Origin of the sequence: Sphingomonas sp. IW22 (assembly GCF_041321155.1) — a bacterium.
Taxonomy (GTDB): domain Bacteria; phylum Pseudomonadota; class Alphaproteobacteria; order Sphingomonadales; family Sphingomonadaceae; genus Sphingomonas.
Map to the genome: position 1 here is coordinate 224,234 of NZ_JBGGWB010000002.1, position 18,073 is coordinate 242,306.

General features: G+C 67.5%; 17 protein-coding genes. 11 read left to right on the forward strand and 6 right to left on the reverse strand.

The window, feature by feature from the left end; all coding sequences use genetic code 11:
- Positions 1–76 precede the first annotated feature (76 nt).
- From pyrE to maiA, 5 genes are read left to right on the forward strand one after another with little or no spacing between them, the layout of a single operon-like run.
- Positions 77–661 (forward strand): orotate phosphoribosyltransferase, encoded by a 585-nt coding sequence (pyrE, locus tag ACAX61_RS12635; RefSeq protein WP_370715188.1) that lies wholly within the window; start codon positions 77–79, stop codon positions 659–661.
- Positions 658–1,386 (forward strand): pyridoxine 5'-phosphate synthase, encoded by a 729-nt coding sequence (locus ACAX61_RS12640; protein ID WP_370715189.1) that lies wholly within the window; start codon positions 658–660, stop codon positions 1,384–1,386. Before pyrE ends, ACAX61_RS12640 begins: the two co-directional genes overlap by 4 nt.
- Complete coding sequence (acpS, locus tag ACAX61_RS12645) at positions 1,383–1,796, forward strand: holo-ACP synthase (RefSeq protein WP_370715190.1); 414 nt, start codon at positions 1,383–1,385, stop codon at positions 1,794–1,796. The genes ACAX61_RS12640 and acpS overlap by 4 nt, the downstream gene beginning before the upstream one ends.
- Complete coding sequence (gene lepB, locus ACAX61_RS12650; RefSeq protein ID WP_370715191.1) at positions 1,796–2,662, forward strand: signal peptidase I; 867 nt, start codon at positions 1,796–1,798, stop codon at positions 2,660–2,662. The genes acpS and lepB overlap by 1 nt, the downstream gene beginning before the upstream one ends.
- Complete coding sequence (maiA, locus tag ACAX61_RS12655) at positions 2,659–3,288, forward strand: maleylacetoacetate isomerase (RefSeq protein ID WP_370715192.1); 630 nt, start codon at positions 2,659–2,661, stop codon at positions 3,286–3,288. Before lepB ends, maiA begins: the two co-directional genes overlap by 4 nt.
- Here the strand turns inward: maiA and ACAX61_RS12660 are convergent.
- Positions 3,257–4,345: a glycosyltransferase gene (locus tag ACAX61_RS12660; RefSeq protein ID WP_370715379.1), complete on the reverse strand. Its 1,089-nt coding sequence runs from the start codon at positions 4,343–4,345 to the stop codon at positions 3,257–3,259. The two genes, maiA and ACAX61_RS12660, sit on opposite strands and share 32 nt — an antisense overlap.
- A gap of 179 nt (positions 4,346–4,524) precedes the next feature.
- Between ACAX61_RS12660 and ACAX61_RS12665 the strand changes: the two genes are divergently transcribed.
- Genes ACAX61_RS12665 through ACAX61_RS12675 form a run of 3 tightly spaced genes read left to right on the forward strand, consistent with a single transcriptional unit; the run spans position 4,525 to position 7,196 of the window.
- The gene (locus tag ACAX61_RS12665) at positions 4,525–5,484 is read left to right on the forward strand and encodes a hypothetical protein (RefSeq protein ID WP_370715193.1); all 960 of its coding nucleotides are present in this window, start codon (positions 4,525–4,527) and stop codon (positions 5,482–5,484) included.
- Positions 5,481–6,002 carry a DUF2141 domain-containing protein gene (locus ACAX61_RS12670; protein ID WP_370715194.1) on the forward strand — a complete coding sequence of 174 codons (522 nt, stop codon included), beginning with the start codon at positions 5,481–5,483 and terminating at the stop codon, positions 6,000–6,002. Before ACAX61_RS12665 ends, ACAX61_RS12670 begins: the two co-directional genes overlap by 4 nt.
- A gap of 12 nt (positions 6,003–6,014) precedes the next feature.
- Positions 6,015–7,196 carry a glycosyltransferase gene (locus ACAX61_RS12675; RefSeq protein WP_370715195.1) on the forward strand — a complete coding sequence of 394 codons (1,182 nt, stop codon included), beginning with the start codon at positions 6,015–6,017 and terminating at the stop codon, positions 7,194–7,196.
- Here the strand turns inward: ACAX61_RS12675 and ACAX61_RS12680 are convergent.
- Complete coding sequence (locus ACAX61_RS12680) at positions 7,154–8,602, reverse strand: DUF2029 domain-containing protein (protein ID WP_370715196.1); 1,449 nt, start codon at positions 8,600–8,602, stop codon at positions 7,154–7,156. The genes ACAX61_RS12675 and ACAX61_RS12680 overlap by 43 nt on opposite strands.
- Positions 8,603–8,710: 108 nt before the next feature.
- Between ACAX61_RS12680 and ACAX61_RS12685 the strand changes: the two genes are divergently transcribed.
- Entirely contained in the window at positions 8,711–10,339 is a 1,629-nt protein-coding gene (locus tag ACAX61_RS12685; protein ID WP_370715197.1) for an alkaline phosphatase D family protein, read from the forward strand.
- A 31-nt stretch (positions 10,340–10,370) separates the two neighbouring features.
- On the opposite strand, the gene ACAX61_RS12690 is transcribed toward ACAX61_RS12685, so the two are convergent.
- From ACAX61_RS12690 to ACAX61_RS12705, 4 genes are read right to left on the reverse strand one after another with little or no spacing between them, the layout of a single operon-like run.
- Positions 10,371–11,579 carry an ABC transporter permease gene (locus ACAX61_RS12690; RefSeq protein WP_370715198.1) on the reverse strand — a complete coding sequence of 403 codons (1,209 nt, stop codon included), beginning with the start codon at positions 11,577–11,579 and terminating at the stop codon, positions 10,371–10,373.
- Between the two features lies 1 nt (position 11,580).
- A complete protein-coding gene (locus ACAX61_RS12695) occupies positions 11,581–12,294 on the reverse strand; it encodes an ABC transporter ATP-binding protein (RefSeq protein WP_370715199.1) in 714 nt (237 codons plus the stop codon).
- Positions 12,284–13,696, reverse strand: coding sequence for an efflux RND transporter periplasmic adaptor subunit (locus ACAX61_RS12700; RefSeq protein WP_370715200.1), 1,413 nt, complete (start codon positions 13,694–13,696; stop codon positions 12,284–12,286). The genes ACAX61_RS12695 and ACAX61_RS12700 overlap by 11 nt, the downstream gene beginning before the upstream one ends.
- A gap of 3 nt (positions 13,697–13,699) precedes the next feature.
- Entirely contained in the window at positions 13,700–15,184 is a 1,485-nt protein-coding gene (locus tag ACAX61_RS12705; protein WP_370715201.1) for an efflux transporter outer membrane subunit, read from the reverse strand.
- A 165-nt stretch (positions 15,185–15,349) separates the two neighbouring features.
- On the opposite strand from ACAX61_RS12705, the gene acs reads away from it, so the two are divergent.
- Together acs and ACAX61_RS12715 are read left to right on the forward strand one after the other, a co-directional pair.
- On the forward strand, positions 15,350–17,293 hold the full coding sequence (gene acs / locus ACAX61_RS12710; protein WP_370715202.1) for an acetate--CoA ligase: 1,944 nt from the start codon (positions 15,350–15,352) through the stop codon (positions 17,291–17,293).
- Positions 17,294–17,348: 55 nt separating this feature from the next.
- Entirely contained in the window at positions 17,349–18,041 is a 693-nt protein-coding gene (locus ACAX61_RS12715) for a ZIP family metal transporter (RefSeq protein WP_370715203.1), read from the forward strand.
- Positions 18,042–18,073 lie beyond the last annotated feature (32 nt).

The following is an 18,073-nucleotide window of genomic DNA, read 5'->3' on the forward strand; positions in this document are numbered from 1 at the left end:
CCTTCTTTCGGCCGGTGGTTGCGAGCGGGGTTCGCCGCCCCTAATCAGCAGACGCAAAACACGAAGGATGCGATGCATGACCGATGAGGAGATTCTGGCCGAGTTCCGCGCTGCGGACGCCTTGCTGGAGGGGCATTTCATCCTGTCGTCGGGGCTTCGCAGCCCACGTTACCTGCAATGCGCGCGCGTGTTGATGGACCCGGCGCGCGGCGCGCGACTGGCCGAGGCGCTGGCAGCCCGGCTGCCCGCCGATATTCGCGAGTCGGTGGACGCGGTCGTTTCCCCCGCGATGGGCGGCGTGATCGCGGGGCATGAGATGGGCCGCGCGCTGGGCGTGCCCGCGATGTTCCTTGAGCGGCCGGAGGGCGTGTTCGAACTGCGCCGCGGTTTTCGGCTGGAGCCGGGTCAGCGGGTGCTGATGATGGAGGATGTGGTCACGACCGGCCTGTCCAGCCGGGAGGCGATCGCCGCCATTGCGCGGGCGGGCGGCGAAGTCGTGGCGGCAGCCAGCCTAGTCGACCGTTCGGGCGGCACGGCGGAACTGGGCGTGCCGTTCTTTCCGCTGATTCGCCTGGAAGTGCCGACCTATCAGCCCGACGCGCTGCCGCCCGAACTGGCGGCGATTCCGGCGATCAAGCCCGGCAGCCGGGCGGCGGCATGAACGCGCCGCTGCGCCTTGGCGTCAATATCGACCATGTCGCGACCGTGCGGAACGCGCGCGGCAGCGGCTATCCCGACCCCGTCCGCGCCGCGCTGATGGCGGCGGATGCGGGGGCGGACGGCATCACCGCGCATCTGCGCGAGGACCGGCGGCACATTACCGACGCCGATATCGAACGGCTGTCGGCGGAGCTGAGCATCCCGCTCAATCTGGAAATGGCGGCAACGGCGGAAATGCTGGGCATTGCTCTGCGCCATCGCCCGCATGCGGCGTGCATTGTCCCCGAACGGCGGGAGGAGCGCACGACCGAGGGCGGGCTGGACGCGGCAGGCCAGTTCGCGGTGCTGGCGCCGATGGTGGCGGAATTGAGCGCGGCGGGGATTCGCGTGTCGCTGTTCATCGAACCCGATGCGGCGCAGATCGACGCGGCCTTGAAGCTGGGCGCTCCCGTCGTCGAATTGCACACGGGCCGATATTGCGACCTGACCGGGGAGGCGCAGACGGCCGAACTGCGCCGGATCGCCGACGCCGCCGCACTGGCAGCGAAGAACGGGATCGAGGTTCATGCCGGGCACGGGCTGACATTCGACAATGTGGTGCCGATTGCCGCCATTCCGCAGCTTCGCGAGCTGAATATCGGCCATTTCCTGATCGGAGAGGCGATTTTCGACGGGTTGGGCCCGGTGGTGCGGCGGATGCGCGCGCTGATGGACGAAGCGCGGTGATCATCGGCCTCGGCTCAGACCTGTGCAACATCGAGCGCATCCAGAATTCGCTCGACCGGTTCGGCCAACGCTTTCTGGAACGGGTGTTCACCCCCGCCGAACAGGCCAAGGCCGCCCGCCGCCCATTTACGCGCGCGGGCACGCTGGCCAAGCGGTTCGCTGCGAAGGAAGCGTTTTCCAAGGCGGTCGGCACCGGCTTTAACGCGGGCGTGTTCATGCGCGACATCGGCGTGGTGAACGCGCCGAGCGGCGCGCCGACGCTGGAATTGACCGGCGGTGCGAAGGCGAGACTTGACGCCATGGTGCCCGAAGGCCACTTGCCCCGCGTGCATCTGACGCTGACCGACGATCATCCCTGGGCGCAGGCGTTTGTCATCATCGAAGCGGTGCCGATGGAGACCAAGCCCTGATGGCACCCGACGAACTGACGATGAAGCAGGAACCCGCCGGCGAGGCGAAGAAGGGCACCGATTGGGTGGGCGAGGTCAAGAGCATCGCCGTGCTGATCCTGGTGGTGCTGGGCTTTCACAGCTTCATCGCCAAGCCATTCTATATTCCGTCGGAATCGATGCTGCCGGGGCTTTTGGTCGGCGACCGGCTGGTCGTGACCAAATACCCTTATGGCTATTCGTTCATCTCCCCCACATTCCACCTGCTGCCCCCGATCGAGGGACGCTTGTTCGGGCGGATGCCGGAACGTGGCGATGTGGTGATCGTGACGCCGCCGGGTTCGCGCACCGACTATATCAAGCGCGTGATCGGCCTGCCCGGCGACGTGGTCGAGGTGCGCGGGGGTCAAGTGTTCCTGAACGATGTCGGCGTGCCGCGCCGCGCGATGGGGGAGCGGATGATCCCGGTCGACGTCAATACGCGCTGCGACCCGGACCATTATCCCGGCGCGCTGGCGCGGGGTGATGACGGCAAGCCGGTCTGCCGCATCGCCATCTATCGCGAGACGCTGCCCGGCGGGGTCAGCTATGACACGGCGGACATTGATTACAGCTATGGCGACAGCTTTGGCCCGGTGACGGTGCCTGAAGGGCATGTGTTCCTGATGGGCGACAACCGCGACAATTCGGCCGATAGCCGCTTCCCGCTGGATCAGGGCGGCCTGGGCGGGCCGGTGCCGTGGGAGAATATCGGCGGCCGGGCAGAGTTCATCACCTTCTCGCTGGACGGCACCGCCAACTGGAACCCGCTGACCTGGTGGGGGGCGCTGCGGCCGGGCCGTATCGGCCTGACGCTGCATCCCGATCAGGAAGCGGCGGCCCGGTGAGCGGATACGTCCTTCACGACTATTATCGCTCCTCCGCGAGCTATCGCGTTCGCATTGCCCTGAACCTCAAGGGGCTGGAATACCGGCTGCACGACGTGTCGCTGATCGAGGGTGCGCAGCGCTCGGAAGAACATCTGGCACGCAGCGCGCAGGGGTTTGTGCCCGTGCTGGAGCTGGATGGCGGGCGGATGCTGACGCAGAGCCTGGCCATCATCGACTGGCTGGACGCGGCGCATCGCGAACCCCAGCTGACCCCCGCCGACCCGCTGGCGCGCGCCGATACGATGGCGCGGGCGCTGCTGATCGCGTGCGATATCCACCCGCTGAACAACCTGCGCGTGCTCAAGCGGCTGAAGCACCAGTTCGATGCGACCGACGCGCAGCGTGACGACTGGTACCGCCATTGGGTGGCGGAGGGGTTCTCGGCGCTGGAGCGGATGGCGGGCGACGGCCGCTATCTGGGCGGCGACGCGCCCGATTTGTCCGACGTGTGCCTGGTGCCGCAAATGTTCAATGCCCGCCGGTTCGAGATGGACCTGTCGCCCTATCCGCGGCTGGTGGCGATCGACGCAGCGTTGCAGGCGCTGCCCGCCGTCAGCGCGGCGCATCCCGACGCCGCGCGCTGACCAGACGGTCGAACAGCGCGAGATAATTGCCGACCGGATCGCCCGGCGCCGACTGTGCCGGTGGCCGCGCCGCGCCGGGGGCGAGCCAGTGGCCGAGCGCCGCGACCAGCGCGTCCATATCCTCCCGCCCGACGATCGTGCCGCAGGCGGGCGAATCGATCAGTTCGGGGATGGCCACGCTCGAATCGGTGGAGACGACGGGCGTGGCCTGTCCCAGCGCCTCCCGAATTGCGCCGGGCACACCTTCGAAGTCGGAGGTCAGGGCGACCACCGATGCGCGCGCCATGGCGGGAAGCGGGTCGGCGGCGTGACCGGGTAGCGACACGCGGCCCGTCAGGCCAAGGGCCGCGACCTGCGCCTCCAGCGCAGGGCGAAGCGAGCCTTCGCCCAGGATGAGCAGCGACACATCGGCGGGCATCCGCGCCATCGCCGCGATCAGCCGGTCCCAGCGCTTTTGCGGCGCCAGCCGACCCACGCCCAGAATGAAGCGCCCCGACGGCAGCGGCACCGGCGACGCACCGGGCCGCAGCAGCGCGGGCGGATTGGGGATGACCGACAGGCGATCGGGCGGCAATCGCATCCATGTCGCCGCTTCCTGCGCCATGGCGGGCGTCATCGCGACCAGATGGTCGATGAAGCGCGGATGCAGCGCCAGCCAGCGCGCATAACCCCATTGGGTCAGCCCGCGATGCGTGCCCGCAAGCGCGTTCGACAGCTTTGCCACGACGGGCGCGCGTGCGAACGGGCGGGCGGCAAGGGCGACGGCGCTGTAATGATTGCCGGGGCAAAAGATGAGGTCGGGCGCCAGTTCGCCCGCCGCCCCGGCCGCCGCCCTGGCCAGCGCCGCATAGCCGCCACCGCCCCCGTGCCGTAGCGTCACGCCGTCCGGCAGCTCGTCGGCAAGCGGGCCGTCGGTGTTGCCGATCAACAGCGTCACGAGCCGTCCGCGCCGCACCCAGCCGTCCGCCAGCCTGAGCAGCACGCGCTCAACCCCGCCGCCCTGCAACGACTGGGCGAACGAGAGGATGTGTTGCACGGGTGCGGGGGACGGAATCATCACGGGCTTGCCTTGTGCCATGCAAAAGCCCAAATCGTGCGCGAAGGGAACCGCATAACGCCGGCGAACGGCAAGCGACAAGACCCGAGACGGGGGGCCAGTGCGGGCATGGACCGATGAGCCGCGGCACCAGTCCTTTTGCGTATCTCGACATGGCCTGAGACGGATCGACCAACCCTGTGAAGCAACCCGATTACGGCGTTTCTACCGCAGCCAGCGCCACGACCGGCGCGGCCACGCCCATTCCATCCGTGCCGGAGATCGAGGCGCTGGAGCCGATCCGGCAGATCCGGTCGCGCTGGCCGTCGATCCTGGGCGCGCTGCTGAGCATCGCCATGGTCATCGGCCTGGGCATCGAGCTGTTCGGTGAAGGGCTGCCCGCGCTGGGCCGATCGGTGCCGGTGCATCCGGGTTTTTATATCTGCTTCCTGCTGCTCTACATGTCGCCGCCGACCTTTGACTTCGTGATTTTCCGGCGGTTGTGGCACGTCCCGTTCGAAGGGCTGATCGCGCTGCACAAGAAGCGCATCGCGAACGAGGTCGTGTTCGGATATTCGGGCGAAGCCTATTTCTACGCCTGGGCGCGGCAGCGCATGAAGATGGTCGCGGCCCCGTTCGGCGCGGTCAAGGACGTGTCGATCCTGTCGGCCATCGCGGGCAATGCGATCACGCTGGGCATGATCGCGCTGGCATTACCGTTCGCAGCGAACCTGCTGACCCCCGACCAGTTCCGCACGCTGGCCTGGTCGACGGCGGTAATCATCGGCATTTCGCTGCCCTTCCTTATCTTTTCACGGCGCGTCTTTTCGCTTGAGCGGCCGACCTTGTGGTGGGTGTTCGGGGTGCATTGCCTGCGCCTGTTGTGCGGATCGACGCTGATTGCGCTGGCATGGCATTTCGCGATGCCCGAAGTGTCGATCGGCATGTGGCTGTTCCTGGCGGCGGGGCGGCTGTTGGTGTCGCGCCTGCCGCTGGTGCCCAACAAGGACCTTCTTTTCGCCAACTTCGCCATTATTCTGATCGGACAGGGCGAGGCGCTTTCGGAACTGGTGGCGATCACGGCGGCATTGACGCTGTTGATGCACGTTATCCTGATCGCCGCCTTTGGCCTTCACGCCGTTTTGAGGAAGCAGAGATGAGGGCGAAGCATTTGATTCTGGGCCTCGCCGCCGTCATCGCGGCGCCCGCCGCCGCGCAGGCGGACGTGCTGGGCACCGATCGCGCCGCGTGCATCGGTGGTGGCGGACCCGCGATCCGGGTCAACGTCATGGGCCTGAAGGACCGTTCGGGCCGCCTGAAGCTGGAGTTGTATCCAGCCAATGACGACGATTTCCTGAAGGACGACCGCGACCTGTTGAAGGAAGGGAAATTCTTTCGCCGGATATGGGCCGACACGCCCGCCGACGGTCAGGTAAGCCTGTGCATCAAGGCGCCGCAGGCGGGCCGATATGCGTTGCTGTTCACCCATGACCGCGACGGGCGCAACAAGTTTGATTTCTGGAAGGACGGCGCTGGATTTCCCAGCAACCGCAAGCTGGGCCGCAGCCGGCCCAAGCTGGAACAGGCGGTGATCGAAGTGGGCAATGGCGTGACCGTCACCAACATCCGCGCGCAATATCTGCGCGGGCTGGGCGGTTTCGGGCCGGTTCAGGGCTGAGGATCGCAAGCGATGCGCATCGTCGACGTCAACGAATTCTATTCGCCGACCGGCGGCGGTGTGCGGACCTATATCGATCGCAAGATGGGCATCCTGGCGGATATGGGTCACGAACTGATCGTGATCGCGGCCACGACCGAGCCAGACTGGGTTGAGGAACGCCCCGGCGGCGGGCGCATCTTCTGGGTCAAGGCGCTGCCGCTGGTCGTCGACAAGAATTACTGCCTGTTCTGGGAAGGCGGTTCGATCATCCGGCTGCTCGATCAGCTGCGCCCCGATGTCGTCGAAACCAGTTCGCCATGGCGCCCCGCGACCATCGTGGGCGATTGGCAGGGCGATGCGGTCAAGGTGTTCTTTGCCCATAACGACAATATGGCCGCCTATCCCCTGCGCTGGTTCGAAGGGCTGGCCAGCCCGGCGAATATCGAGCGGGCGTTCGGTTGGTACACCCGCCGGTATGATCGGTTCCTGGCGCAATTCGACGCGTTCGTGACCAATGGCCCGGCGCTGGCGAAGCGGTTCGTCGCGCGCGGGCACCGGGTGGATGCGTCGATGCCGCTGGGCATTCCGCGCGGCGTCTTTTCCCCCCGGCGGCGGGACGAGGAACTGCGCCGCGCGTTGCTGGCCCAATGCGGGCTGCCCGAACATGGGCATTTGCTGTTGGGGCTGGGCCGCCATCATGCGGAAAAGCGCTGGCCGATGGTGATCGACGCGGTGGAACGTGCGGGCGCCGACCTGCCGGTGGGCCTGATCCTGCTGGGCGACGGGCCGGATCGCAAGATGCTGGCCAAGCGGGCGGCGGACAGCCCGCATATCCGCCTGTTCCGCCCGGTTTACGACCGGGAGCGGTTCACGCGCATCCTGGCGAGCGGCGATGCGCTGATCCACGGATCGGATGTCGAGCCGTTCGGGCTGGTCGCGTCAGAGGCTCTGGCATCGGGTTTGCCGCTGATCGTTCCGGACGAGGGCGGGTGCGCGGAGATTGCCGCACCGGCCTATGCCGAAACCTATCGCGCGCGAGATGCGCGATCGGCGGCGGACGCGATCCACCGCCTGTTCGCGCGGGAGCCGCGCATCCTGCGCGCTGCGACGCTGAATGCCGCGCGCCATGTCCGCACCGATGTAGACCATGCGCGCGATCTGGTCGCCTATTACGAAACGCTGGTCGCGGCGCGGCGCGCGCGCGCGGCCTGAGGCACCCACAGGCGGAAGCGTTCGCTGTACAGCGGGACGGCGCGCCAGCCGCGGGTGCGCGCCCAGTTTTCCAATGACCGCTCCAGTTGGTCGTCGCCGCTGGTCCAGCGCCCCTCCCCCCCGGTCAGGATGGCGGCTGGTGGCTGGCGGTCGAACTGTGCCGCCAGCGTGCGGGGCGTGACGATGCGGCGCGGTGCCTCCGCTTCGGGGGGGATGAAAGTGCGAATGCGAAAGGTGAAGGGGCCGGTCGCGAATCGCGGATCGACGCGGCGGCCAGTGGCGGGCAGGAATTGCGGCGAGAGTGTCGCAATCGCCCCACGCACGCTTGCCCGGTCCAGTGCATCGCGGATGGCGGCGCTTTCGCGCATCGCGCCAGGCAGCGAGGGCGCACCGGCCTGCAGTGCGATCAGGCTGGGGGCGAGACCCGCCAGGACGAACAGCGGCGCTGCACGGGCGATCCAGCGCGGCGAATCGGCCCGGTCGAGCATCAGCGCCAGCGCGACAAACAACGGCGGCAGCATCGGCAACAGATATTGCCGCCATGTCGGCTCTGGCAGCAGCGCGGCGACCAGCCCGGCAAGCGCCAGCCACAGCCACGGGCCGCCGGAACGCGGACCGCGTGCGACGGCGATGACCGCCAGTAAGGCGGGGCCAAGCGCGAGGAATTTGACCGCGTCGATCGCCTTGGCCGCCAGCGACAGCTTCCACGGGCGATCGACATAGAAATCGGCGGGCGCCTGTGCCGGGAAGGTAAGGACGCCGAACAGGAAATCGTCGGGCGCCAGCGACCACAGCCAACCCGTCAGCAGCACCGCCGGAACCGCCCCAGCCGCAACCCATAGCGGGCGGTGTTCGCGGTGGGTCAGTGCCCACAGGCCCCATGCGGCGGCGGGCAGGGCATAGCTGATCTTTGCCGCCGCCGCGCCCGCAAGCAACAGGCCGGTGGCAAGCGCGCGGGCGCGACCGGGCGCGGGGCCGGCGATCAGCGCCAGCGCGCAGGCGAACATCGCGGCGGGCATCGCGTCGTTGCGCGCCATCGCCGCGCTGAAGAGCAGGATGTCGCATGCGGCAAAGCCGAGCGCGGCGATCAGCGCCGCTTGCGCGCTTGCCCCGGCGCGGCGGGCGGCGGCGTGGGTGGCGACGATGGCCAGTGCCGCCAGCAGCGCATTGGCCAGCCGCAGCGCGGGCCAGGCCCACGCCCCTGCCAGTGCCGCGACCGGCGCGAACAGCAATGGCTGAAGCGGGGTCTGGAGATAGGCATAGTCGCGGTACGGCAGCAGCCCGTCGGCGGTCAGCGCGGCGGCGGCGACATATTGGCTTTCGTCATGGTCGAGCGGGCGGATCAGCGACAGCACGACCAGCGCCAGCGTGACGAGGATCAGGACCAGGGTCGGGGCGGGGCGCATGAGGAGGCGGAAGCGGGCCGGCATCGCGCGGGCTTAGCGCGGGTGTAACCTGTTCGCCACATCGCTGGCGCAGGGGCGCGATCATCGAATCCGTCCATTGGGGGCCACATGACCATTCGCATCGACCGCCGTTCGCTGATCCTGACAGGCACGCTGGGGATGGGGGCGTTGGCGCTGCCCGGCTTTGCGCGACAGGCCAACATCACCGCCGCGCGCGGCTTTACCCATTCGGTCGCCAGTGGAGAGCCGGGGGCGACGTCGATGCTGTTGTGGACGCGCTATGTCCCTGCCGATGGCGCGGCGGCCAAGCTGAAGGTCGAACTGGCGGAGACCCCCGACTTCGCGCGTGTCGCTGCAGGCGGGGAAATGGTGACGGGGCCGTGGCGCGATCATACCGCGAAGATCACGGTGACGGGCCTGAAGCCGGGCACGCGTTATCACTATCGCTTCGTCGCGCCGGATGGCGGGTTTTCGCCAGTGGGGCGCACGCGCACCCTGCCACAGGGGGACACGCCGTCCTTCCGCGCGGCGGTGTTTTCATGCTCCAATTACGGCTTCGGCTTTTTCAACGCCTATGCCCATGCGGCGGCTCGGGATGACATCGACCTGGCCATTCATCTGGGCGATTACATCTATGAATATGCGCCCGCCAATTATCCCACGGCGGACCAGGTGGTGGCCAATCGCGTGCCACAGCCGTTCAAGGAAATCGTCGCGCTGGCCGATTACCGGCTGCGTTATGCCAGCTATCGCGCCGACCCGGACCTGCAGGCGCTGCACGCTGCCGTGCCGATGATCGTGCAGTGGGACGACCATGAAGCCGCCAATGATTCGTGGGAAGGTGGCGCGCAGAATCATCAGGGTGAGGAAGGCGTTTGGAATGCGCGCCGTGCCGCCGCCGTGCAGGCGTTTCGCGAATGGCTGCCCGTCAGCGACGAACCGTGGAAGGCGTATGACATCGGCACGCTGGCGACGCTGTTCCGCACCGACACGCGGCTGGCGGCGCGGTCGAAGCCGCCCGAACTGGCGCCGCTGTTCCTGAAGGGCGGCGACCCCGCGGCGGCGCTGACCGCGTTTCGTGACGGGCCGTGGCAGGACGCGTCGGTGACGATGATGGGCACGACGCAGGAAGCATGGCTGGACGCCGCGATGGCGGCGTCGGTGCGGGCGGGCACGCGATGGCAGGTTGTCGGCTTCGGCACGATCATGGGCAACACCCGCGCGCCGGAGGAGGCGCTGGGCTGGATCCGCGCCGATGCGCCCGCACGCACCAAGGCCTATGTTCAGGGCGGGGTGATGGCCAGCAAGCTGGGGCTGCCGTCCAATCTGGACAATTGGGGCGGCTATCCGGCTGCCCGCGCGCGCTTCCTGAAATCGGCGCAGGCGCATGGCGGCAGCACGATCGTCATCGCCGGGGACAGCCACAATGCCTGGGCGTACGATCTGGCGCAGGACGGGCGACCGGCGGCGGTCGAGTTCGCCGGGCAGGGTGTGACGTCGCCGGGTTACGAAAGCGCGATCGGCATCGATCCCAAGCGGGTGGCGGCGGCGATGGTGGCGACGAACCCGGAGCTGAAATGGTGCGACACGTCGCGGCGCGGTTACATGGCGCTGACGCTGACGCCCGACCGCGTGAGCAACGAATGGCTGTTCGTCGATACGGTGACGACGCGCAATCCGCGCGCCACCGTCGGCCACCGCGCCGATGTGACGCGCGGGCGTAACGTGATGGCGTGAACGGGAAGGGGGCGCGCCAGCCGCGCCCCCCTTATTCGTGGCGAAGCGCGTCGATGGGGTTGAGCGCCGCCGCGCGGCGGGCGGGAAAAAAGCCGAACACGACGCCGATCACCGCTGAAATCAGGAAAGCGATCAGGTTGATTTCGGGCACGAAGGTCCACGGCACCTGCATCAACGGCGTCAGGATCACGATGGCCAGTTGACCGATCAACAGGCCGACCAGCCCGCCCAGCATCGACAGCACGACCGCTTCGACCAGGAATTGCAGCAGCACTTCGCGCGCAACCGCGCCGATCGCCAGACGGATGCCGATTTCGCGGGTTCGCTCGGTTACCGACACCAGCATGATGTTCATGATGCCGATGCCGCCCACCACCAGCGAAATGGCGGCGACGGCGGTGACGATGCTGGTCAGAAGCGTCGTCGTGCCGGTCAGCGTTGCCGAAATCTGGGCCGTGTCGAAGATGTTGAAATTGTCCTCTGCCCCCGGTTCGATCCGGCGGCGTTCGCGCAGCAGGGTGGAAAGCTGATCCTGCACCTGGGCCGTGTCGTAATCGTCGTCGACACCGACCAGCATCAGGCGAATGTCGCGATTGCCGGTCAGGCGGCGCTGGACCGTCTTGATCGGCATGATGACGATATCGTCCTGATCGCCGCCGAACCCGGCCTGTCCGCGCGTTTCCAGTGTGCCGATCACGTCGCAGCTGATGTCGTTGACGCGCATCCGCTGGCCCACCGCATCGACATTGCGGAACAGGTTGGTGCGAACGGTATTGCCGATGATGCAGACCGCGCGCCCGGCTTCTTCCTCAGCTGGCAGGAAAGTACGCCCGGCGGTCAGGTTCCATGGCTGGACCTGAAAATAGGCGCTGGTGGTGCCGTTGACGGTGGTGGACCAGTTGGCGCCGTTGAAAATGGCGGTGGCGGTCGATTGCGCTTGCGGCGCGACGGCGGTGACGCCGGCGACCTGTTCGGTTACGGCATCGACATCCTGCTGGTCGAAATCGGGCGGACGCGGGCCGCCGCCGCCGCGGCCGAAACCCTGACCGGGGCGGACCTGAAGGATGTTGGTGCCCAGGCTGGCGATCTGTTGCTGGACGGCGGCGGTGGTTGCCTGTCCCAGCGTCACCATCGTGACGACCGCCGCCACGCCGATGACGATGCCGAGAATCGTCAGGAACGAGCGCAGCAGGTGGCGGCGGATCGAGCGGACGGCGAGGGTGAAGGTGGTGGCCAGCATGTCAGACGACCGCCCCCTGTGGGTGATTGGTGTCGATCCGGTCCACCAGCCCGTCCTTGAAATGGACGATCGTGCGGGCAAAGGCCGCCATGTCGGGTTCGTGCGTCACCATCAGCACGGTGATGCCGCTGTTCTGGTTCAGGTCGGTGAGCAATTCCATGATCTCTACCGACCGTTCGCTGTCGAGATTGCCGGTGGGTTCGTCCGCCAGCAGCACGTCGGGCTGGGTCACGATGGCGCGGGCGATGGCGACACGCTGTTGCTGACCGCCCGACAATTCGGCGGGGGTGTGGTCCCACCATCTGTCGAGGCCGACCTTTTCCAGCGCGGCCATGCCGCGTTCGCGGCGCATCTTCTTGTCCTCACCACGGTAAAGGAGCGGCAGTTCGACATTTTCTAGCGCGCTGGTGCGGCTGAGCAGGTTGAAGCCCTGAAACACGAAGCCGAGATATTTGCGGCGGAGGAGCGCGCGCTGATCGCGGTCGAGCGTTTCGACATGCACGCCCTTGAACAGGAACGTGCCCCCCGACGGCACGTCGAGACAGCCGAGAATGTTCATCGTGGTCGACTTGCCCGAACCCGATGGCCCCATCACCGCGACGAAATCGCCGCGTTCGATGTCGAGGTCGACGCCCTTCAGCGCCTGAAACGCGGTTGCGCCATTGCCATAGGTCTTGGTGACGCCGCGCAGCGTGATGATGGGATCAGCCGCCACGCTGACCCCCGCCGCCCTTGGCATCGGCGCCCTTCTTGCTCAGCTGGCCGCCGGTCTTGCGTTCGCTGTCGCCGGCAAGCTGGCCGGTGACGACCTGCATACCGGGCTTGAGACCGCCTGACAGCACTTCGGTCACCTGCCCGTCGCTTTCGCCCACGGTGATTTCCACCGCGCGCGGCTGGCCATTGTCGCCCAGCACATAGACGGTCTGTTTCGAGCCGCGCCCGATGGAGGCGGTGCGCTCGGCCCCGCCGCCGCGACGACGGCGCGTGGGGACGATGGCGCTGGCAAGGCCGCCCTTGCCCGCATCGGCGCCCTGTGGCCCGGTAGAGGGCTGGAAGCGGAGTGCGGCGTTGGGGACCAGCAGCACGCCCTGACGCTCGGTCGTGACGATTTCGGCGGTCGCGGTCATGCCGGGGCGCAGGCGCAGTTCGGCATTCGCGACCGACAGGGTGGCGGCATAGGAGACGACCTGACCCGTGGTGGCGGCGCCCGTCGTGCTGCTGGACGAGGACGAACTCGCCTCCGACACCGACAGGTTAGATCCGACATCCACGCGGTTGATCGTCGCGGGGAAGCGTTCGCCGGGGAAGGCGTCGACGGTGAAGGTCGCGCGCTGGCCGTTCTTGACGCTGCCGACATCGGCCTCGTCGATCGCCACCTCAAGCTCCATCTGGCTGAGATCTTCGGCAATCACGAACAGGGTGGGGGTGTTGAACGACGCAGCGACAGTCTGGCCGGGATCGACCTGTCGCGCCAGCACCACGCCGTTGACGGGCGAGCGGATGATCGCACGTTCGCGCTGCGTCTGGCTGGCCGAAAGCTGCGCGCGCGATGCGGCGACATTCGCCTGCGCGGTGCGGATGCCGGCCACGGCACGGGCGACGGCGGCGCGCGCGGTGTCGAGTTCGGTTTTGGCAGGCACGCGCCCGCCCGACAGGCGGCTGACTTCCTCGAACCGGGCCAACGTCGCGCGTGCTTCGGTCAGCGTCGCCTGTGCCTGTTCGACCGAGGCCTGTTGCGCGGCGAGGTTCGCCTGATTCTGGCGGATCTGGTCGTCGAGCTGTTCGGGATCGATCAGCGCCAGCGCCTGACCCGCCGATACGCGGTCGTTCACATCGACCACCACCTGCGTGACCAGACCCGACAGTTGCGAGCCGACCGTCACCTGATTGGTGGGCGCCAGCTTGCCGGTGGCGGACACGGTGACTTCCAGATTGCCCTGGCGCGCGGGGACAGTCGCATATTGCGGGGCATCGTCGCCGCGCAGGAACGACATGGCCCCCCAGATGAGCAGCACGACGCCCAGCGCGACGAGTGCCCATTTGGCATATCGCTTCCACTTCGGCTGGGTCGTGGTGCCGAGGAACGCGTCGATATCGGGGGAAGTCTGGTCGGCCATGGATCAGTCCTGCTGCCGCGCATCAAGCGCGCGCGTGGTCGTGTTTTCGGCGTTCGGCGTCACGCCCGCGTCCCAGCCGCCGCCCAGCGCGGCGAAAAGCTGGACCAATGCGGTCGCTTCGTCGCTGTTCGCGGTCGTCAGGCTGTTGCGCGCCGACAGAAGCTGGGTCTCGGTCTGGTTCAGCGTGGTGAAGTCGGTCAGCCCGGCGCGATACTGACTGCGCGCAAGGATCGCGGAGTTGTTCGCCGCATCCAGCGCGATGCGGAACTGGGCGGCGCGGGCCTGTGCGGTCTGTAGCGCGACGACGGCGTTCTCGACCTCCTCCAGCCCGGTCAGTACGCTGGATTTATAGGCCAGAAAGGCCGCGTCGGCGGCGGCGCGCTGGCTGCGGACCAGCGCGCGGGTGCGCCCGCCGTCGAAGATCAGCTGCGACAGGCCGGCAAACAGCGTGCCGGTGACGATATCGCCCAGGCTGCCGATCGCGCTGGCGGCGGTGTCGATGCCGCCAGCGATGTTGAGCGCGGGATAAAGCTGTGCCTCTGCCACGCCGATCTGGGCGGTTGCGGCGGCCAGCGCGCGTTCGGCGGAGCGCACATCGGGCCGCTGGCGCAACGTGTCGGCGGGGATGCCGGTGCCGATCGCGGCAGGACCGCGTGGAATCGGGCGGACGGCGGCCATTTCGGCCTTGAGCGCGCCCGGTGCCTGCCCGGTCAGCACGCCCAGGCGGGAAACGGCGCTGTTGTAGCTCGCCTCAAGGTTGGGGATGCTGGCGGCGGTCTGTGCCCGCTGCGCGCGCGCCTGTTCGGCGTCGAGCGAGGAGACGAGGCCCGCCTGGACCCGGAAGCCCGCAATCTCAAGATTTTCGTCCTGAATGGCCAGGCTGGCGCGGGCATTTTCGATCTGTGCCTGCGCGGCGCGGGCGAGGATGTAGTTGCGCGCGATCTCACCCTGCACCGACACGAGCAGCGAGGCATAATCGAACCCCGCGCCCTCATAGGTGGCACGCGCCCCTTCGACCGAGCGGCGGACGCCACCGAACAGGTCGAGCTGGTAATTGGCATCGGCGCCGAGCGAGAAATTGTCGGTCGAACCCTGACCGGTATTGATGATCGTGCCGTCGGGCAGCTGTGTCTGCTGACTGCCACCGGCAATCGCCTGTCGACGCGAATAGCCGCCCGAGGCCGACAGGCTGGGCAGGAAGTCGGCGCGCGCCTGAACCAGCGCTTCGCGCGCCTGACGCAGGCGGGTGACGGCCTGCGCCACATCCAGATTGTCGGGCGCGGCCTGTTCGACCAGCCGCTGAAGCAGGGGATCGTCGAAACGGGTCCACCAGCGGCTCAGATCCTCCCGCGTGGCGGTGCCGGGGACCGAAAAGGCGTCGGGCACGCCAAGTTGCGAGGGCGCGGCGGGGCGATAGTCCGGCCCGGCGGCGCATCCGGCAAGCGGCACCGCGACAGCCAGCAACAGGGAAAGAGCGTGGCGAGGCATCGGCAGGTTGATGGCGGGGCGGGGTTTTGGCGGCAACTGATTTTGTGTCGCGAATTGTAACGGTCACGCATCAAAGGATCGCGAGGAGGCGGACCATCGCGCCACTTGACCCCGTCCCCGGCTGAAGCGTTACAGGGTGAACGGAAATAGCAGGAGACGCAGACGATGGCCGAGCGCGACCCTTATCCAGTGACCGCCGATTGGGCGGCGCGCGCCCATGTCGATGCGGGCGAATATCAGCGGCTTTACGATGCGAGCATGAACGACCCCGACGGGTTCTGGCTCGAACAGGCAAAGCGGCTGGACTGGATCGAGGCGCCCAGCAAGGCCGGCGACTGGTCGTTCGACGAAGCCGATTTCGGCATCAAATGGTTCGAGGACGGCGTGCTGAACGTCGCGGCCAATTGCATCGACCGGCATCTGGCCGAGCGCGCCGACACGGTTGCGATCATCTGGGAACCCGACGATCCCAAGGATGCGGCGCGGACCTTCACCTATGCCCAGCTGCATGAGGAGGTGTGCCGCTTTGCCAATGTGCTGAAGGCGCAGGGCGTGCGAAAGGGCGACCGCGTCACCGTCTATCTGCCGATGATTCCGGAGGCGGCGTTCGCGGTGCTGGCGTGCGCGCGGATCGGGGCGATCCATTCGGTCGTGTTCGGCGGCTTTTCGCCCGAAGCGCTGGCGGGGAGGATCGAGGATTGCGATTCCAAGATCGTCATCACCGCCGACGAGGGTTGTCGCGGCGGGCGGCGTGTGGCGCTGAAGGCCAATGTCGATGCCGCCGCTGCCCATGCGCCCAGCCTGGAAAAGGTGCTGGTCGTCAAAGCGACGGGCGCCGATGTCGACATGACCGAGGGTCGCGACATCTGGTTCCACGATGCCGTAGAGGGCGTGGACAGCGATTGCCCGGCCGAACCGATGAAGGCGGAGGACCCGCTGTTCATCCTGTACACCAGCGGATCGACCGGCAAGCCCAAGGGCGTGCTGCACACCACGGGCGGATATCTGTTGTGGGCGGCGATCACCCATCACTGGTGCTTCGATTACAAGCCGGGCGAAATCTGGTGGTGCGCCGCCGATATCGGCTGGGTCACGGGGCATAGCTATATCGTCTATGGCCCGCTGGCGAACGGTGCGACGACGTTGATGTACGAGGGGGTGCCCAACTGGCCCGACGCCAGCCGTATCTGGCAGGTGGTCGACAAGCACAAGGTCAACACGCTGTTCACCGCGCCAACGGCGCTGCGTGCGCTGATGAAGGATGGCAACGGCCCGGTAAAGGCGACCAGCCGCGAGACATTGCGCCTGCTGGGCACGGTGGGCGAGCCGATCAACCCGGAGGCGTGGCGCTGGTATCACGACGTGGTGGGCGAGGGGCGCTGCCCCATCATCGACACCTGGTGGCAGACCGAGACGGGCGGCGCGATGATCGCGCCGATGCCGGGTGCGACCGATCTGAAACCCGGATCGGCCACCCGGCCGTTGCCGGGCGTCGCACCGCAACTGGTCGATGCCGAAGGACAGGTGCTGGAGGGGGCGACCGACGGCAATCTGTGCATCACCCGGTCATGGCCGGGGCAGATGCGGACCGTGTGGGGCGACCATGACCGGTTTTTCCAGACCTATTTTTCGACATATAAGGGCAAGTATTTCACTGGCGACGGATGCCGCCGCGACGAGGACGGTTACTACTGGATTACGGGCCGCGTCGACGATGTCATCAACGTGTCGGGCCACCGCATGGGCACCGCCGAGGTGGAAAGCGCGCTGGTCGCCCACCCCAAGGTCGCCGAGGCCGCCGTCGTCGGCATGCCGCACGAGGTGAAGGGGCAGGGCATCTATGCCTATGTCACGTTGAACGGTGGCGAAGAGGGTTCCGAGGCGCTGCGCGACGAATTGTGCAAATGGGTCCGCAAGGAAATCGGCCCGATCGCGACGCCCGACGCGCTGCAATTCGCGCCCGGCCTGCCCAAGACTCGCAGCGGCAAGATCATGCGGCGCATCCTTCGCAAGATTGCGGAGGGCGACGTGTCGTCGCTGGGCGATACATCGACGCTGGCCGATCCGGCTGTCGTGGACGATCTGGTGGCGAACCGGGTGAGCGTGTGACCCAGATCATTGCAGCATCGCGGACAATGGCGGACACCAACCCGCGATGCTGACAATGGCGATAACAGTTCTGGTCGTGTCCGGTGCGCTGATGATCGGCGCGGCGTGGGGCATATTCGGCAAGCTGCGGCCGGGGGTCGAGGGGTTCCTGATCGCGGTGGCGGGCGGATCGCTGCTCGTGTCGCTGGTTACCGAACTGGTCGAACCGTCGATCGACGAAAGCGGTATCTGGACGGCGCTGGCCGGGCTGACGGCGGGCGCACTAGTGTTTGCCGCGGTAGATTACTGGATCGACGAGAAGATCGGGGCCGATTCGGGTGGCGGTTTGCTGGCGGCGATCACGCTGGACGGGGTGCCCGAAAATCTGGCGCTGGGCGTCGCGCTGATCGGGGCGGGCGCGCCCGAAGTGGCGGCGCTGGCGGGATCGATCTTTCTGTCCAACCTGCCCGAAGCGGCGGGCGGTGCCCGTGAGATGAAGGACGGCCGGTCGAAAGCGGCGGTGTTCGGCCTATGGGCGGCGACGGCGGCGTTGCTGTCGGTCGCGGCGATTGCGGGCAATTTGTTGTTGAAGGGCGCCAGCCCGCACCTGCTGGCGATTATCCGCAGCTTTGCGGCGGGGGCGGTGGTCGCAAGCCTTGCGACCGAAGTGTTTCCCAAGGCCTATGGCGAAGACCGGCACCTGTCGGGCGTGGCGACGGCGGTGGGCGTTTGCCTGGCGTTCGCGCTTGCCCAGTTGAGCGGGGGCTGAGCGCAACCCGCCGCCGGTCGCGAGGACCGGCG

Coding starts and splice junctions, on each gene's coding strand:
- pyrE (WP_370715188.1), top strand. CDS start 77: ATGACCGATGAGGAGATTCTGGCCGAGTTCCGCGCTGCGGACGCCTTG.
- ACAX61_RS12640 (WP_370715189.1), top strand. CDS start 658: ATGAACGCGCCGCTGCGCCTTGGCGTCAATATCGACCATGTCGCGACC.
- lepB (WP_370715191.1), top strand. CDS start 1,796: ATGGCACCCGACGAACTGACGATGAAGCAGGAACCCGCCGGCGAGGCG.
- ACAX61_RS12660 (WP_370715379.1), bottom strand. CDS start 4,345: ATGATTCCGTCCCCCGCACCCGTGCAACACATCCTCTCGTTCGCCCAG.
- ACAX61_RS12670 (WP_370715194.1), top strand. CDS start 5,481: ATGAGGGCGAAGCATTTGATTCTGGGCCTCGCCGCCGTCATCGCGGCG.
- ACAX61_RS12675 (WP_370715195.1), top strand. CDS start 6,015: ATGCGCATCGTCGACGTCAACGAATTCTATTCGCCGACCGGCGGCGGT.
- ACAX61_RS12680 (WP_370715196.1), bottom strand. CDS start 8,602: ATGCGCCCCGCCCCGACCCTGGTCCTGATCCTCGTCACGCTGGCGCTG.
- ACAX61_RS12685 (WP_370715197.1), top strand. CDS start 8,711: ATGACCATTCGCATCGACCGCCGTTCGCTGATCCTGACAGGCACGCTG.
- ACAX61_RS12690 (WP_370715198.1), bottom strand. CDS start 11,579: ATGCTGGCCACCACCTTCACCCTCGCCGTCCGCTCGATCCGCCGCCAC.
- ACAX61_RS12700 (WP_370715200.1), bottom strand. CDS start 13,696: ATGGCCGACCAGACTTCCCCCGATATCGACGCGTTCCTCGGCACCACG.
- ACAX61_RS12705 (WP_370715201.1), bottom strand. CDS start 15,184: ATGCCTCGCCACGCTCTTTCCCTGTTGCTGGCTGTCGCGGTGCCGCTT.
- acs (WP_370715202.1), top strand. CDS start 15,350: ATGGCCGAGCGCGACCCTTATCCAGTGACCGCCGATTGGGCGGCGCGC.
- ACAX61_RS12715 (WP_370715203.1), top strand. CDS start 17,349: ATGGCGATAACAGTTCTGGTCGTGTCCGGTGCGCTGATGATCGGCGCG.